The organism is Pantoea sp. 18069, from assembly GCF_902706035.1.
GTDB lineage: Bacteria > Pseudomonadota > Gammaproteobacteria > Burkholderiales > Burkholderiaceae_C > Comamonas.
In genome coordinates this window covers 127,416-143,656 of sequence record NZ_CACSJA010000014.1, presented here as the reverse complement: position 1 = coordinate 143,656, position 16,241 = coordinate 127,416, and the positions used below count along the sequence as shown (strand labels likewise).

Genomic DNA, 16,241 nt, shown 5'->3' with positions numbered 1-16,241 from the left:
CGCCGGCGTCATAGGCGGCCTTGAGGTCATGGACGGTGCCTATGCCCGGCAGCAGCAGCGTGGTGATCTTCGCGTGCTTGACCACGCTGGCCACGGCCTCTATCCATTCGAGGTCGGTGTGGGCGCCGAAGCCGTAGTTGAAGCTCGAGCCCTGCAGGCCGTCGCCATGCGCGACTTCGATGGAGTCGACCTTGGCGTCGTCCAGCGCCCGGGCGATCTGGCGGACCTGTTCGATGCTGTACTGGTGGCGGATCGCATGGCTGCCATCGCGCAGCGTGACGTCGGAGATATAGATTTTCTTGTTCATGGTGCTGTCCTCAGGCCGTGGTCAGGTTCGCGGCGAGCATGCGCGCAGCGATCTGCTCGGCCGTGCGCAGGCCGGCGCTGGTCATGATGTCGAGGTTGCCCGCGTAGGCCGGCAGGTAGTGCGCCGCGCCTTCGACTTCGAGAAACACCGAAGTCTTGAGGCCCGTGAGCGCATCGCCCACGCCCGGAATGCGTATGGGCTGAGCTATGCGGTCGAACTGCACTTTCTGCTTCAGGCGGTAGCCCGGCACATAGGACTGCACGGCCGCGGCCATGCGCGCTACCGATTCGGTGATCGCGGCTTCGTCGGCGAAGTCGCTGAGCGTGTAGACCGTGTCGCGCATGATCAGCGGCGGCTCGGCCGGGTTCATGACGATGATGGCCTTGCCACGGGTCGCGCCGCCCACCACTTCGATGGCCTTGGAGGTGGTTTCGGTGAACTCGTCGATATTGGCGCGCGTGCCCGGGCCCGCGCTCTTGCTGGCGATCGAGGCGATGATTTCGCCGTAATGCACCTTGGCCACGCGCGAGACCGCCGCGACCATGGGAATCGTCGCCTGGCCGCCGCAGGTGACCATGTTCAGGTTGAGCGCGTCCAGATGCGCCTCGCCATTGACCACCGGAATGCAGTACGGGCCAATCGCCGCGGGCGTGAGGTCGATCATGCGTATGCCGGGCTTGAGTGCGCGCAGGAAGGCATCGTTCTTCACATGCGCGCCGGCCGACGTCGCGTCGAAGACAAAATCGATGTCCGCGAACCCGGGCATGCGCGTGAGTCCTTCGACGCCTTCGTGCGTGGTCGCCACGCCCATGCGCGCGGCGCGCGCCAGGCCGTCGGAGGCCGGGTCGATGCCGACCATCGCACCCATTTCGATGTTCTGGCCGTGGCGCAGGATCTTGATCATCAAGTCCGTGCCGATGTTGCCGCTGCCGATGATGGCAGCCTTGAGTTTTTTCATAAGTTCACCGTGTTTGCAAGGAGGCACTGGCGCTGGCCGTGGGACACCATCAGTCCAGTCGGAACTGCACCGTTCCCAGGCCCTGGATGCGGGCTTCGACGTGGTCGCCGGCCTGCACAGGCACCATCGGGCCCAGCGCGCCGGACAGGATGATTTCGCCGGCCTGCAGTCCATGGCCGCGCGCCATCATTTCGCAGGCCAGCCAGTAGGCGGCCCGCAGCGGATGGCCCAGGCAGGCAGCACCCACGCCCGTTGATGCCATCGCTCCGTTCCTGTCCATGACCATGCCCAACCCCTGCAGCGCCAACTGGGCCACGGCCACAGGTTGGTCGCCCAGAACGTACAGCGCCGAAGAGGCGTTGTCGGCCACGGTGTCGGCGAGGGTGATGTTCCAGTCGGCAATCGCGCTGTCGACAATCTCGAGCGCCGGCAGCGCGTAGGCCAGCGACGACAGGAATTCGCCGTAACTGGGCTTGGGACCCGACAGGCTGTGCTGTACGACGAAGGCGATTTCCGCCTCGACCTTGGGCTGGATCAGTCGCGTAGCGGGAAGAACATCTCCGTTGAGATATTCCATGTCGTCGAACAGGAAGCCGAAGTCCGGCCGGTCCACGCCCAACTGGGCCTGTACGGCCTTGGACGTCAGGCCAATCTTCTTGCCGGTGACGCGATGCCCTTGCCCGACTTTCCATTGTCGATTGAGCTCGGCGACGGCATAGGCCTCATCGACGCTGCCGATGCCGTACTCCGACGACACCTGGCCGATGGCGGCACGCGTGGCGCGGGCGTGGCGCAATGCCGCCGCGGCATTCTCGATTTTCTTGCTGTTCATGCGCTATCTTTCAAAACAGGGGCTGTCCACCGGCCTGCGCCCGCCAGATCCGCTTCAGGGAGGGGCGTGGCATGGGCACAGCAGGGATGGCAGGATCAGCGCTTTTCGCTCGGGGCCTTGCGCTGGATACCGTAGGCGGTCGGGGGCAGCGCGGTGCCCAGCAGGCGGGCGCCCGTGAAGCCGGCCGAATCATCGATGTTCTGCGTCATGTGATTGGAGCCCGCGAGAATGTCGCGCAGGAAGCGCTGCATCGGATTGTTGGAGTACAGGCCGCGCGCGCCCAGTGCCGGAAACAGCTTGAGTACGGCTTCGGAGCACTCGTTGCCCACGCGCGAGATATCGAGGATGTGGCCCACGCGCATGTCCTCGGGCACCAGTTCACGGCGGTAGACGTACTCGGCCGACTCGTTCATCAGGTGCAGCAGGCGCGCGCGGCAGCTGCGCACTTTGGCCACGGCGTGGCCCAGGCGGTCGCCCACCGCGGGGTTGACATTGGCGGCTTTCATGTTGACGTTGGCGCTGAGCGTGCGCGTGCTCATCTGCTCGATATAAGTGTCGATCGCGCCCTGCGCGAAGCCCACCAGCGCCGCCGACACCGAGCCGCAGAAAATGGTGCCGAAAGGGTGCAGGTAGGAAGAGGGGCGGTCGTTGAGCTGGTATGCCGACAGGCTGTGGGTGCGGTGCGCGGGCACGAACACATCGTGCATCTCCAGGCTCTTGCTGCCTGTGCCGGCCAGGCCGAAAACGTACCAGTCGTCAATGATCTGGTAATGGGTGCGCGGCACCAGCAGCGCAATGCGGTCTATGGCGGCGCCATTTTCGTCACGCACCAGTCCCCCGACGAAGGCCCACTGGCCATGGTCCGTGCCGCTCGAGCATTTCCACTGCCCGCTGAGCTTGTAGCCGCCCTCGACCTTTTCGCAACGGCCGGTGGGACCGTAGGAGGAGGCAACGATGACCGAGTTGTCCTGGCCCCAGACGTCTTCGGCCGCCTGCGGATCCATATGGCCGAATTCCCACTGGTGCACGCCCAGGATCATCATGTTCCAGGTGCTGCTCGGGCAGCCACGGCCCAGCTCCATCAGCACGCGCCAGAAGACGCTGGGATCCAGTTCCCAGCCGCCCCAGCGCTTTTCCTGCAGGATCTTGAAGAAGCCGGCCTCGACGAAAGCCTGGATGGTCTCCTTGGATACCATGCGATTGGCTTCAACGGAAGCAGCCTTTTCCCTGAGCATGGGAAGCAAGGCCGTGGCGCGGGCCACCAGCTCCTGCGCGCTGGGCGCGTCGGTCTGGGTGAAGGGCGTGTCGGTGATGGTGGACATAGTGGTTCTCCTTGAATGTGGTTTGTTTGCGCGCAAGCGGCGGGTCTAGCGCGCGGCCTGACCGGGACGTGCGTGGCCCCAGTCGCTGAATTGGCTGTAAGTCTTGACGGTCCAGTTGTCGTCTTCCACCACCAGGCCGCCCCAGCCGTACTCCATCGAAAAGCCCGAAGGGGTTTCGACGTAGAACGAGGTCATCTGGTCATTGGGGTGGTGGCCCAGTTCACGCGCGAAGTGCAGGCCGGCCACGCGGCAGCGGTCATAGGCCATGCCCACGTCATCGAGGCTGTACAGCTCCACCATCAGGTGGCCCAGCACCTTGGGAATGTTCACCGCGGCGGTGGCCAGCGAGTGGTGGCGACCTCCTGCGGTGTGGAAGAACGCGGCCTCGGCCACGTAGCCGGGGCGCACCTCGCCGCGGATGATGTCGCTCAGGCGCAGACCGAGGTGGTTCTGGTAAAAATCGATGGACTGCGCATAGTCATTGGCGCGCACCAGCACATGGCCGATGCCGAGGTCGCCCGTGCGAAAGCCCGGCCCGCGCAGCAGCGCGGACTTGAACGGCTGGTTGCTTGGCGCGACATAGCCCCCGCAATAGAACTCCAGCGCATAGCCATTGGGGTCCTGGCAGCGGTAGAGCTTTTCCACGCGGCGGTTGGCGGCCTCCTCGAGTGAGCACTCCTGCACTTCAATGCCGCCTTCGCGCAGCCGCTGCACATAGGCCTGCAATCCATGCTCGGTCTTGAACATCCAGCCGGCTGCGCGCAGATCTTCCTCATCACCGTCCTCGATGACGATGCGCTGCTGCATGTCGTCCATTCGCAGCGCCAGCAGCTTGCCGGGGTCGTGGCGGCCGACCTGCAGGCCCAGAATATCGACCGCGAAATCTCGCCATTCGGCAATCTTTCGGCTGCCGATCACGACATAGCCGAGGTTGGATATGGATGACAATTTGAGCTCCTTGCGTCTTGTTATGAAAGGCCAGCGCTACCCACATTCCGTGGCGAAAGGCACTGCAGCCTGCAAACGGGTTTGCGATGCGGATCAGCGTGCGAGAAAATCCAGCACCAGCCGGTTGAATCGGTCGGCGTGCTCCCACTGCGCCCAGTGGCCACACCGGCTGAAGACGTGCAGTTCGGCGTTGGGCATGCCCCACAACATGCGCAAACCCAGGTCAAGCGGTACGAAGCGGTCGTCCCGACCCCAGATGACCATGGTCGGCAGTGTCAGCTTTGGCAGCAGATGGCTGTAGTTGGAGCGGCCCCCACTGATGCCCAGGCTTTGCACGAAGTTCGTCAGGTGCTCGGGCCGGCGCGTCATGTTCTCGAAGCGGCCGTTGATCAGCTCTTCGGTCAGCGTGGACGGGTCGTAGACGAAGATATCGAGCATCAGGCGCAGGTTCTCCATCGTCGGCTGGCGATAGAGACCTTGCAGGCGTTTGAGGCCCTCGGTAGGCATGGGCACGGTCGTGCTTGCGCCGACTGAGCCGCCGCCCATCATGATCAGCTTGCCTACCATCTCGGGATAATCGACCGCCATGCGCATGGCTGTGGCCGCGCCCATGGAGTTGCCGATCATGTGGGCCCGTGCGATGCCCAACTGGTCCATCACGCCCTTGACTGCCTGGGCGTAAGCGCCATCGCGGCTGGCGGTGACCAGGGGATAGCTCTTGTTGAAGCCCGGCGAATCGATCAGCAGCACGCGGTAGCCCGCGTCCACGAAGGCATCGACATTGCGGTGGAAGTTGCTCCAACCGCTGGCGCCGGGGCCGGAGCCGTGAAACATCACGACTACCTCTTCGCCATTGCCAGCATCGTTGACGTGGATGCGGCCCTTGATCTCGCCTTCCTCGACGTCGATGAACTTGCTGGTCGAGGCTTCTGTGATTGCACCCATATGGGCTCTCCTTGTATGGCTTCTCGGTGAAACGTCCCCGGATCGACCGCCGTTCGGCCGCTGCTACTGCATGGCTTGCAGCGGGTTGAGTGGGGGTCTTCTCCCAGGACTGATACCTTGCTGTTGCAATCTACGTGCCAATTTCTATTTTTTTAGAACAGTCGTTGCAAGTCATTGAAATCAATAGGTTTTTTATTTCCTGGAGAATTCGGCCTACTTTGAGGCGTGAAATTTCTTTAATAAATCTCAAATATTGAGATTTATCAAAAATAAATTCCAAGTTGTTGATAATTTTTTCCACTCCTCTTGCCGATTTTTCTGGAAAATGCTGTTCATTCCAATAAAAATGCAAGGAGACAAACATGCAACTGGAAGCGGACTGCCACAACAGTGAAGCGCAGCGCATCGGTGAAATGCGCAGCGAACGTGCACGCACGGCTGGCCTGGACCTTGGTGAATTGCTGGCCGACCTGCAGGCGCACAAGGGCTTTGCCTTGCTGTTCAAGGAACTGCTGCGCGTCTTCGGACAGGAAAGCACGTGCCAATCGCTCAAGCGCCACGGCTTCCACCTGGGGCGCTGCGAAGCCGTGGCTTTGCCTGAGAGCCCGACCGACCATTCGATGCAGTCGTTCCTCGATAGCCTGCGCGGCCACCTGCAAGGCAGCCGGGTCCGGCCCGAGTGCTTGACCAGCGATGACGCACAAGATGGCGCCATCGAGTGGAATTGCGTGTTCGACGTCTCACAGTGCGCTGACGCCGAAAGTCTGGTCCAGCATGAAAACGCGTTGGTGTGGCTGATCACGGGCTATGCGACGGGCTTCCTGCAACAGCATTTCGGCCGGAACTTCCATGTGACCTATGCGCGCCAGGTAATGCCCAGCGAAGTCATCCATCAGTTCTTTGCGCGCGCTGCGCGCAATGCGCAGGATGTCGATCGGGACCTGCCGGCACTCCATCTCGGGCAGGGCGCGGCCCCGCCGGTATCCGCGTCCCGCCAAGCACCTGCAGAAGGCCGTGCGTTACCCCAACGGCTCTCGCACCGCATCTTGCGCGAAGGCTCGGAAATGGCGGCCATCCTGCAGCAGGTTGCACCCACCGACGCTACGATCCTGCTGCTCGGCGAAAGCGGCGTAGGCAAGAGCCTGATTGCCGGTGAACTGCATGCCATGAGCTTGCGGTCGCAACAGCCCTGGGTGGAGATCAACTGCGCGGCCATACCCGAGCAGCTGTTTGAATCCGAGCTGTTCGGCGCGGAGCGCGGGGCGTTCTCGGGCGCCACGCTGTCGCGCAAGGGTAAGTTCGAGCAGGCCCATGGCGGCACGATCTTTCTGGACGAAGTCGCGCTGCTCAGCCCGGGTGCACAGAGCAAGCTGCTGCGTGTGCTGCAGACCGGAGAATTGGAAAGGCTGGGCAGCACCACCACCGTGCGCTGCGACATTCGAGTGATCGCCGCCACCAACGAGCAGCTCGAAAAATTGGTGCATGAAGGTCGCTTCCGGGAGGATCTCTACTACCGACTGAATGTGTTTCCGGTGCACATCCAGCCCTTGCGCGAACGCAGGAATGAAATTCCGGAACTGGCCGCCGGCATCATCCAGAGGCTGTCCCACAAATACCGCAAACGGATTTTGCGCTGCAGCGCCCAGGCACGCGAAGTGTTGCTGAACTACGCCTGGCCGGGCAACATCCGGGAACTCGAAAATGTGCTCGAGCGGGCGGTCATTCTCTGCCCCGATGGATCGCCAATCCAGGCCGCGTATCTGGGCGAGGTTGCGAACAAGTGTCATGCCGTGCGGGCTGCGCTGTCACAGGCACTGGTCCAGATCGGCGCGCCTGCGCCCAGCCCGCCGGTTGCCGCTTCGCCCGCCAACGCCTGGCGTGGTGTCGATGACTGGGCATCGCAGGTCATCCAGAACCGAGTGGGCAGTCTCAATGCCGTCAAGGATGCGCTGTTGCGCGCAGCCCTGCGCCACAACAACGATAACCTGACGCTGGCCGCAGCCAATCTCGGGATGACTCGCGCCAGACTGAGCTACCACCTCAAGAAGATAGATGAGCCACAACTCCCTTCGTATACGCCATGAGCAGTCCCGCCAAAGTCCTTTCCATCCTCTCACTTTTTTCCAGAGAGCATCCTGTCTGGCAGCCCGACGAAATCTGTCAGGCCTTGCACTTCACGCGTGCCTCGGGCTACCGCTACATGAAGGAGCTTGTGGATTTCGGCCTGCTGAAGAAAGTAGCGGCGGGCAACTACGCGCTCGGCGCGCGCATCATCGAACTGGATTACCAGTTGCGCCAGAGCGATCCCGTACTGCTCGCGGCCGACGCGATCATGCATGAGTTGTCCGCCAAGACAAACAGGGAAGTGGTGTTGACGGTACTCATCAACCGCAAGCAAATCATCGACATCCACCGGGTGCACGCGCTCAAGCCCATCACCACTTCCGTAGCGCGTAGCCGCGGGCGACAGCGCCCGATGTTCCGTTCAGGCGGCTCGAAGATCCTGCTGTCTTGGCTGCCGCGCCACCAGCAGCGCCAGATCTACCTGACGCATGCCGACGACATCAGCGCGAACCATATGGGCGGGACCTGGGAGGAATTTCGAGCGCATCTGGATCAGATCAAAAAATCCGGGTTTTACATGTCCTGGGGAGAGCTTGAGTCCAACCTCGGCGCCGCCGTCGTGCCAGTGTTCAGCCCCGAAGGAGACAATGTGGCGGCCTTGAATCTGCTGGACAGTCCCGACAACATTCAGAGAGCCGACCCGATCCAGATCAAGGAAGTGTTAGAGGAAGCCGCGTGGAAGATTCGCCAGCGCCAAGCTTATCCCGCGCTGAAGCCCGAAAGTTCGGTTGAGCCCTGAGAACGTGTTTACGATCTTCTGAGTAGCAAAGCCAACAAGGCGAGATGGATGAACTGCAGACTGGTATCGAGCAGCCGCTCACAATTTTTAAGTCCTCCATGCTCGATTAATCGAGTGCAGATTGACCCGGTGCGCGGCAAGCCCCGCTGTTGAGGGCGGGCAAGGATAGCGCGGGCCGCATAGCGGTCCTATACGCTGGGCCGCATATAAAGAGCGCAACGCTTCATGGCGTGTGAGGAGGGGGGCCTTCGCTGGTACGCTCTGTAAGACAAGAGCGGCAATGCCCGGATCCGGCCGGGTTATGGAACTCTGACTACAGGGGCCTGGCGCGGCGTCGATGAAAGTCTGCTTTTGTCCAAAGCAAGGGAAACCCATGGCCACCAACACCAATGTCTCCGGAAAGAAAGTTGCCGTTCTCGTCACCGATGGATTTGAGCAGGTCGAACTGACCGGCCCCAAAAAGGCGCTTGAAGCAGCAGGTGCTCAGGTCAGCATCCTGGCTCCCCAAAATGGCACGGTCCAGGGCTTCAACCATGCGGACAAGGCCGACAGCTTCCAGGTGGAGCGCACGATTGCGGACGCGCGCCCCGAGGACTTTGATGCGGTGCTGCTGCCCGGGGGCGTGCAGAACGCGGATGCACTGCGCGTTGACGAAGACGCGCGGGCGTTTGTAAAAGGCATCTCGGCGCAGGGTAAGCCGATCGCCGTGATCTGCCATGGACCATGGCTGCTGATCGACGCCGAACTGGTGCAAGGACGCACCCTCACCAGCTGGCCGAGCCTGAAGGTCGATCTCACCAATGCAGGTGCCAGTTGGGTGGATGCCCAGGTGCACGTCGATCACCAACTGGTCAGCAGCCGCAAACCTGACGACATTCCCGCGTTCAACGAACAGTTCCTGAAAGTGCTTGGCGCGCCGGCATGATCCACCGTGCGGTTGCATGCCATGTGTCGGCGCGCATTCGCCATAACAGACGCAGCGATCATCTTTAACCATCGCCAGTCGCCGGGCGAAGGTAAGTCGGGCATGCTTATGGGTGTTCATCCGGTTGGTCTTCCTGAGTGGAATGGATACACGCAGCTCACCCCGCACGTCATTTATGCCAGCGTGCCCGGCACGGTGACTCGGCCATGGCCATCAGGGACTTACGCTGGGGCCGGCCTCGGCGCGCCTGCTGGCAGAACAGTTCTGCGGCGAGCCGACGCTCGTGCCGGCGCAGCCGTTCCTGCCCAGCCGCTTTGCGCGCTAGGAAAACCCGGGCCAAAAGAAAGCACTGCTCGAATCGAATGGCAATGTGTTCGCCGGCGATGGCCGGGCAGGAGACTGGCGCGCGCACATGGATGCATCCATCGCCTGCGCCGACGCCACAGTAGAGTAGAGCCCATGGACCTGCGCACCCTTCGTTATTTCATCGCCGTGCTGGAAGCCGGCAGCCTGTCGCGTGCTGCGGGCTCGCTGTATGTGGCCCAGCCGGCGCTCTCCGCGCAGATCAAGAAGCTGGAAGCGGAGCTGGGCACGCGGCTTTTCGACCGCTCGCATGCGGGCGTGACGCCTACGCCTGCGGGCATGCAGCTGTACGAGGATGCGCGCCGCCTGCTATCGGACGCTGACGCGGTGCGCGAGCGGATACAGCGCCTGCCCCAGGGGCCCGAAGGATCGGTGACGGTGGCCACGCCGTTCCTGCTGGCCTCGCTGCTGCTGGGACCGGTGCTTGCCGGGCTCCAGCGCAGCCACCCGCGCATCCGCGTGTTCGTACTGGACGACCTGAGCCTCATGGTGCGCAAGGCCATGCTCGACCGGCGCGCCGATGTGGGCATCCTGGTGGACACGCCCCAGCTCGACAGCCTGCGCTGCACGCCGCTGGCGCGCGAAACGATCTTCGTCTGCGGCCATGACGTCGACGGCACGGTGGCCCCGCTGCTGCGCGCCTCGACAGCGGGTGGCTACCCCGAGATCGACTTCGCCCAGGCGGCCCGGTTGCCGCTGGTGCTGCAGTCGCGCCGCTTCTCGATCCGCCAGACCGTGGAGCAAGCTGCGAGCCGTCTGGGCGTGAGCCTGAACGTCGTGCATGAGCACGACTCGGCGCGCGTCATCCGTTCGCTCTACCAGTGCGGTGCGGGTTTCACCTTCACGCCCGCCTGCTCGCTGGCCGACAGCCCGCACCAGGACCGCAGGGATTGGGTGGTGGCGCGTGTCGCCGCACCGCAGCTGCAGCGTTCCTACACGCTGGCGACATCGGCGGACCGGGTGGTCGATGCCCCGACCCAGGTCGTGGTCGATGCGCTGGTGCAGGAAACCCGACGGCTGGTGCTGGCGGGCTGCTGGCAGGCCGAGTTGCCGGCCTGAACCGCGGGGCCGCAGCGGCCTGGCGGCGCTATGGCATCAGATTTTTTGATGGACCGGCATCAGCAAACAGTATTTCCTCCTGATCCCCGTCTTCTGTGACATTGGCTCCATGCCCTGCCGACACGGACATGGCCCACACCAGGAGACATATGCCACAACCCGACCCCACCATCGCCAATGTTGGCGAACTCGTATCGCGCAGCGCGCGCGCCTTCGCCCGGCACACCGCCGTCACCAGCGCCACCCGCAGCCTGACCTATGCCGAACTGGACCAGCGCTCCAACCGCCTGGCAAACGCCTTGCGTGGCATGGGCCTGGTGCGCGGTGACCGTGTCGGCGTCTACTTGCCCAATTGCACCGAGATCGTCGAGATAGAGCTGGCCTGCTACAAGGCCGCCTTCATCAAGGCGCCGTTCAACGCCCGCCTGTCGCCTACCGAAGTCGGCGAAATTGCGGCCAACAGCGAGGCGGCGGTGATCGTCACCACGTCCGAGCGAGCCGAGGCGTTTCGCGCGCACATCCACGGCGCCATGCCGCGCCTGCTGCTGCTCGACGGCCCGGCGCAGACCTCCTACGAGACCGCGCTGGACCAGGCCAGCGATGCCTTCATGGCCGAGCGCGTCACGGCCGACGAGGTGGCCGTGCTGCACTACACCTCGGGATCGTCCGGGGTGCTCAAGGCCGCGATGCAGACCTTTGGCAATCGCCTGGCGCAGCTGCGCAAGTTCCTCATGCGCTCGGATGGCATGCGCTGCGGCCACCTGCTGGGCCTGGTGGGGCCGATCACGCATGCCTCCGGCATGCAGCTCGTGCCGGCGCTGTGCAGCGGCGCGACGATACGCCTGTTCTCGGGCTTCGAGCCTGGCCGCTTCATCGCCGAAATGCGTGCCGAGCGCGTGACCCACACCTTCATGGTGCCCACCATGATCAATATGTTGCTGGCCGAACTCGAAGGCCAGTACCGTCCGCTGCCCGACCTGCTGCGCCTGGGATATGGCGCAGCGCCCATGGCGCCGGCGCGCATCCTGCGCGCCATGGATGTGTTCGGGCCCGTGCTGTCGCAGGGCTATGGCGCCGGCGAGACCACGTCGGGTGTCTGCGGGCTTTCGGTGGAGGACCACCTTTTCGCGCGCGCAGCCCTGCCCGAACGCCTGGCCTCGTGCGGGCGCCCCTTCCTCGAATCGCTGGTGGAGATCGTGGACGATGCAGGCCTTCCCGTGGCGCCGGGCGAGATCGGCGAGATCGTGGTCAGCGGGCCCGACGTCTTTGCCGGCTACTGGCGCGCGCCCGAGCTCACCGCCGAGGTACTCAAGCAGGGCCGCTACCACACGGGCGACCTGGCGCGCGCGGACGCCGAAGGCTATGTCTATATCGTGGACCGCAAGAAGGACATGGTGATCAGCGGCGGTTTCAACGTCTATCCCTCGGAAGTGGAGGCCGTGCTCTACCAGCACGAGGCGGTTGCCGATGCCTGCGTCTTCGCCATTCCGGATGACAAATGGGGCGAGGCCGTGGCCGCGCATGTGGTGCTCAAGCCCGGGCGCACCACGGATGCCGAAGCCATTGACCGCTTCTGTGCCCAGCTGCTGGGCGGCTTCAAGCGGCCGCGCCATATCGAATTCGTTGCCTCCCTGCCCAAGAACCCCAACGGCAAGGTGATGCGCAAGGCGATCCAGGCGCGCTACTGGAGCGGCCACAGCCGCATGGTGAACTGAACACGAGAAAGACACGCAATGAAGACCGATTCCATCTCTCCCCTTCCTGCCCCGCTATTCGACCTGCCATTCGAGGGTTCGGAGCGCGCGGCCGAGCTTATCGCGCGCATCAACGAGTTCCTGCTCGGCGAACTCGACGCGCTGGCCCGCACGCATGGCGTCGATCACGAGCACGGCGCGGATCGAAGCCTGCTGCAGCAGGTCTGGAAACGTTCCCAGGCGCTGGGCTTCTACGGGATGACCTTGCCCCAGGCCATGGGCGGCCTGGACCTCTCGGTGCTGGACCATGTGCTGATCAAGGAGGCGATCTACGCCAGCGGCTCGCCCTTTGCGCCCCACGTGTTGGGCGAGCTCAGCGGCCCGCCGCGCGTGGGCGCGCTGGCCCGCCAGGCCACGCCCTGGCAGTTGCAGCAGTTCATCACTCCCGTGGCGCAGGCCGAGAAGGCCATCTGCTTTGCGCTGACCGAGTCCGAGGCCGGATCGGACGCGGGCGCGGTGCAGACCCGGGCGGTGCGCGACGGCGACGACTTCGTGATCGACGGGCGCAAGCGCTTCATCTCGGGCTCGCCGTTTGCCGACTATGCGGTGCTGATGGCGTCCACGGCCAGCGACCCGGCGCAGCGCGAGATCACGGCCTTCTTCGTGGACCTCAAATCCCCGGGCGTGCGCGTGGAGAGCGGCTACAAGACCATGGCCGGCCAGTCGCACACCGGGGACATCGTGCTGGAATCGTGTCGCGTGCCGTCGGCCAATCTGATCGGCGCGCCGGGCCGGGGCCTGGCGCTGGCGCTCGGGCGCATCACCGTCAACCGGCTGCTGCACTGCCCGGCCATGCTGGGCCTGGCGCAGGTGGCGCTGCGCGATGCGCGCGACTACGCGCTGCAACGGCGCCAGTTCGGCCGCGCGATTGGCGAGTTCCAGGCCATCCAGCACATGCTTGCCGACATGGCGACCGAGCTGAGTGCGGCGCGCGCGCTGATGCTGGGCACCGCGCGCCAGATCGACGCCGGCAGCGAGGCCCGCGCCGAAGCCTCCATGGCCAAGTTGTTCTGCTCCGAGACCGCCTTTCGCATTGCCGACCGGGCGGTGCAGATCCATGGCGGAGAGGGCATCGTGCAGGGCCGGCGCGTGGAATTCCTTTTTCGCATGCTGCGCATGTACCGCGTGCTGACGGGCACCAGCGAGATACAGCGCAACACCATTGCCAGGGAACTGCTGGCACCGCGGGCCTGAAGCAGGCGGCAGGCCGCAACGGCCGCTGCCATGCACGGCTTGCCGCGAGGACATTTCCCATATAAAGACAGGAGACAAGCAAGATGAGCATTCCCATATCACTGCATCGCCGGCAATTCCTTGGCCGCAGCCTGGCCGCCGGCCTGCTGCCCGCGCCCGCGCTGCTCGGCCTGGGCGCGGCGCGCGCAGCCGAGCCCTGGCCTGCGCGCCCCATCAAGTGGATCGTGCCTTTTCTGGCGGGCACGGCGCCCGACACCACGGCGCGCGTCATCCAGGAGGCCGTGGCGCGCGAGCTGGGCCAACCTGTGATCATAGAGAACCGTGGCGGCGTGGGCGGCAACCTGGGCGCGCGCGTGGCCGCCAAGGCCGCGCCCGACGGCTATACCTGGATCTACTCCAGCGCGCCCATGGCCGCAAGCATGCACATGTACAAGGCGCCTGGCTATGACGCGCTCAAGGACTTCCAGCATGTGATGGGCTTGACCAGTTCGGACATCGTGCTCATCGTCAACGCAGCGTCGGACATCCGCACGCTGGACGACCTGATGGCCAAGGCCCGCCTGGCGCCGGGCAAGCTCGACTATGCCTCGGGCGGCGTAGGCACGCCGTCACACCTGGGGGTGGAGCTGTTTCTGAGTGCGGTCGACGTGCAGGTCACCCATGTGCCTTACAAGGGGGCATCGGAAATCGTGAATGCCGTCATGGGCCAGCAGGTCAGCTTCGGCGCGCCCATCTTTTCCGTCGCGTACGCCAACATCCAGGCGGGCAAGCTGCGCGCCCTGGCGATTGCCGGCCCCCGTCGCAACCCCAAGCTGCCCCAGGTGCCCACACTGGCCGAGCTGGGTGTGCGCGGAGTGGAGCTCATGTCCTGGGGCGGTGTCTCGGTACCCGTGGGCACGCCCGAGCCCATCGTGGCACGCATGCGCGCCGCATTCGAGAAGGCGCTCAGGCAGCCGTCCGTGGTCGCCGCGCTGGAGGAGCAAGGCGGCAACGTTTCGCCCATGGATGGCGAGACCTACCGGCGGGCGTTCACCAAGGAAATGGGGCTGACCGAGACCATGATGAAGAAGGCCTTGATCGAGCCCATGTAACGCGTGGGCGCGCCGCGTGCCTGGGCGCCGCAAGTACAGTTCAGGCGCTGCGGCACGCGGCTGACGAACACCGCTGCGGGGACTCGCACGACGCCGAAACTGCGACGCGCAATGCCGGCCGCCTCACCAGTATCCCAGCGCCTTCCACCAGATGCTGCCTATGACCGCGAAGATCAGCAGCTCGACCACGCACATCACGAAACCTACCCGCCACCACTTGCCCATAGTGACGTATCCGCTGCCGAAAATGATGGGCGAGGTGCCGGTGGCGTAGTGGGTGAGCGTCATCATGATGGCCGATCCCGCGGTCATCATCAGCATGAAAGGCACCACATACTCCGCCGGGATCAACTGGGCGCCTACACCCAGGAACGCGAACATCATCGCGCTGATGTGCGCCGTGGTGCTGGCAAACAGGTAGTGCGAGAACACGAACACCAGGACCAGGATGGCGGCAATCGGCTCCCATCCCATGCCGCTGGCAACAATGGCGCCTTTCATGCCTTCCGAGAACCAGGCGATCACGCCCACCTTGTTCAATTGCTCGGCCATCATCACCAGCGCGCCAAACCACACCAGCGTGTCCCATGCGCTCTTCTCGGACAGGACGTCGTCCCAGTCGAGGGTGCCGGTGATGATCAGTATGAACAGTCCGACGAAGGCGACCACCGTCGGATCCAGGGTGAACGCGGGACCGAGCAGCATGGCCGGGACGTTCGCCCACAGCACCAGCAACAGGCCAAAGGTGCCCATCATCACCTTTTCCCTCGGTGTCAGCGGCCCCATTTTCTGCAACTCGGAGCGCGCGTATTCCACGGCGTTCGGCGTCGCCTTCAATTCCGGTGGTGACAGCAGGTAGATCACGAGGGGCATCACGAGCAGGCAGACCAGGCCTGGCAGCAGCATGCACAGCGCCCAGGTGGTCCAGGTCAGATGAAAGCCCTGGTTGGTCGCCCTGGCGATGTAGTCCACCACCAGGGGATTGGGCGCAGTGGCGGTCAGGAACATCGCGGAGGTGATCGGGTTGGCGTGGTAGTTGACCAGCGCCAGGTAAGTGCCGACCTTGCCCTGGGTGCCTTTGGCCGGATCCGAGTCGAAGGTGCTGGCAATCGACTTCATGATCGGATGCACGATGCCGCCGCCGCGCGCGGTGTTGCTGGGCGTGAAGGGGGCCAGTACCAGTTCGCAGACCGTCAGCCCGTAGCCTATGCCCACGGTGCGCTTGCCCAGCAGGGAGATGAAGATCAGGCCGATGCGGCTGCCCAGGCCGGTTTTCTTCAGGCCACGCGAGATCAGGATTGCCACCACGATCAACCAGATCAGAGGGTTGGAGAAACTGCTCAGTGCATCGGTGATTGCGCCCTTGGATGAGTTCGAGGTGACCTGCGAGAGCGAGACGATCACGATGGCCATCATCGCCATGACCCCGATCGGCATGACCTTGAGGATGATGGCGACGATGGTGGTCAAGAATATCGCCACCAGGCCCCAGGCCTTGGGCGTGAGGCCTTCGGGACAGGGGATCAACAGCAGCAGCACCAGCACGGCGGTGCTGATCAGGGCCGGGCCCAGCCGGAAGGGAACCGCCTCGCTGAAATAGCGAAATGCGGCCTTGGCGCGGGAGAGCATCGGTGTCTATCCTTGGAGTTGATGGATGCGGATGAATCTGCGAGGCCTTGC

13 protein-coding genes and 1 pseudogene are annotated in these 16,241 nt (G+C 64.0%); 7 read left to right on the top strand and 7 right to left on the bottom strand.

What is annotated here, in order from left to right; genetic code table 11:
• The 6 genes and pseudogenes from GVL12_RS13360 to GVL12_RS13335 form a co-directional block, all read right to left on the bottom strand.
• Window positions 1-307, bottom strand: a pseudogene (locus GVL12_RS13360) (4-hydroxy-2-oxovalerate aldolase); the annotation flags it as partial.
• 10 nt (window positions 308-317) lie between these two features.
• Window positions 318-1,265 (bottom strand): acetaldehyde dehydrogenase (acetylating), encoded by a 948-nt coding sequence (locus GVL12_RS13355; protein ID WP_159914716.1) that lies wholly within the window; start codon window positions 1,263-1,265, stop codon window positions 318-320.
• Between the two features lie 49 nt (window positions 1,266-1,314).
• Complete coding sequence (locus GVL12_RS13350) at window positions 1,315-2,097, bottom strand: 2-keto-4-pentenoate hydratase (protein ID WP_159914714.1); 783 nt, start codon at window positions 2,095-2,097, stop codon at window positions 1,315-1,317.
• Window positions 2,098-2,192: 95 nt separating this feature from the next.
• Window positions 2,193-3,419: an acyl-CoA dehydrogenase gene (locus GVL12_RS13345; RefSeq protein WP_159914712.1), complete on the bottom strand. Its 1,227-nt coding sequence runs from the start codon at window positions 3,417-3,419 to the stop codon at window positions 2,193-2,195.
• A 45-nt stretch (window positions 3,420-3,464) separates the two neighbouring features.
• Window positions 3,465-4,367, bottom strand: coding sequence for a VOC family protein (locus GVL12_RS13340; protein WP_159914710.1), 903 nt, complete (start codon window positions 4,365-4,367; stop codon window positions 3,465-3,467).
• Window positions 4,368-4,460: 93 nt separating this feature from the next.
• Window positions 4,461-5,312, bottom strand: a complete 852-nt coding sequence (locus GVL12_RS13335; protein ID WP_159914709.1) for an alpha/beta fold hydrolase — start codon at window positions 5,310-5,312, stop codon at window positions 4,461-4,463.
• A gap of 458 nt (window positions 5,313-5,770) precedes the next feature.
• On the opposite strand from GVL12_RS13335, the gene GVL12_RS13325 reads away from it, so the two are divergent.
• The 7 genes from GVL12_RS13325 to GVL12_RS13295 all read left to right on the top strand — a co-directional run bounded on the left by GVL12_RS13325 (window position 5,771) and on the right by GVL12_RS13295 (window position 14,561).
• On the top strand, window positions 5,771-7,396 hold the full coding sequence (locus tag GVL12_RS13325; protein WP_159914705.1) for a sigma 54-interacting transcriptional regulator: 1,626 nt from the start codon (window positions 5,771-5,773) through the stop codon (window positions 7,394-7,396).
• Window positions 7,393-8,175, top strand: coding sequence for an IclR family transcriptional regulator (locus GVL12_RS13320; protein ID WP_159914703.1), 783 nt, complete (start codon window positions 7,393-7,395; stop codon window positions 8,173-8,175). Before GVL12_RS13325 ends, GVL12_RS13320 begins: the two co-directional genes overlap by 4 nt.
• Window positions 8,176-8,548: 373 nt before the next feature.
• Window positions 8,549-9,100 (top strand): type 1 glutamine amidotransferase domain-containing protein, encoded by a 552-nt coding sequence (locus GVL12_RS13315; protein ID WP_159914701.1) that lies wholly within the window; start codon window positions 8,549-8,551, stop codon window positions 9,098-9,100.
• Window positions 9,101-9,559: 459 nt separating this feature from the next.
• Window positions 9,560-10,522 (top strand): LysR family transcriptional regulator, encoded by a 963-nt coding sequence (locus tag GVL12_RS13310; protein WP_159914699.1) that lies wholly within the window; start codon window positions 9,560-9,562, stop codon window positions 10,520-10,522.
• Between the two features lie 149 nt (window positions 10,523-10,671).
• Window positions 10,672-12,237 carry an AMP-binding protein gene (locus tag GVL12_RS13305; protein ID WP_200843736.1) on the top strand — a complete coding sequence of 522 codons (1,566 nt, stop codon included), beginning with the start codon at window positions 10,672-10,674 and terminating at the stop codon, window positions 12,235-12,237.
• A gap of 18 nt (window positions 12,238-12,255) precedes the next feature.
• Window positions 12,256-13,470 carry an acyl-CoA dehydrogenase family protein gene (locus tag GVL12_RS13300; protein WP_159914695.1) on the top strand — a complete coding sequence of 405 codons (1,215 nt, stop codon included), beginning with the start codon at window positions 12,256-12,258 and terminating at the stop codon, window positions 13,468-13,470.
• Window positions 13,471-13,553: 83 nt separating this feature from the next.
• Window positions 13,554-14,561, top strand: coding sequence for a tripartite tricarboxylate transporter substrate binding protein (locus GVL12_RS13295; protein ID WP_159914693.1), 1,008 nt, complete (start codon window positions 13,554-13,556; stop codon window positions 14,559-14,561).
• Between the two features lie 123 nt (window positions 14,562-14,684).
• Here GVL12_RS13295 and GVL12_RS13290 read toward each other — a convergent pair whose 3' ends face one another.
• Entirely contained in the window at window positions 14,685-16,190 is a 1,506-nt protein-coding gene (locus GVL12_RS13290; RefSeq protein WP_159914691.1) for a DASS family sodium-coupled anion symporter, read from the bottom strand.
• Between the last annotated feature and the right edge of the window lie 51 nt (window positions 16,191-16,241).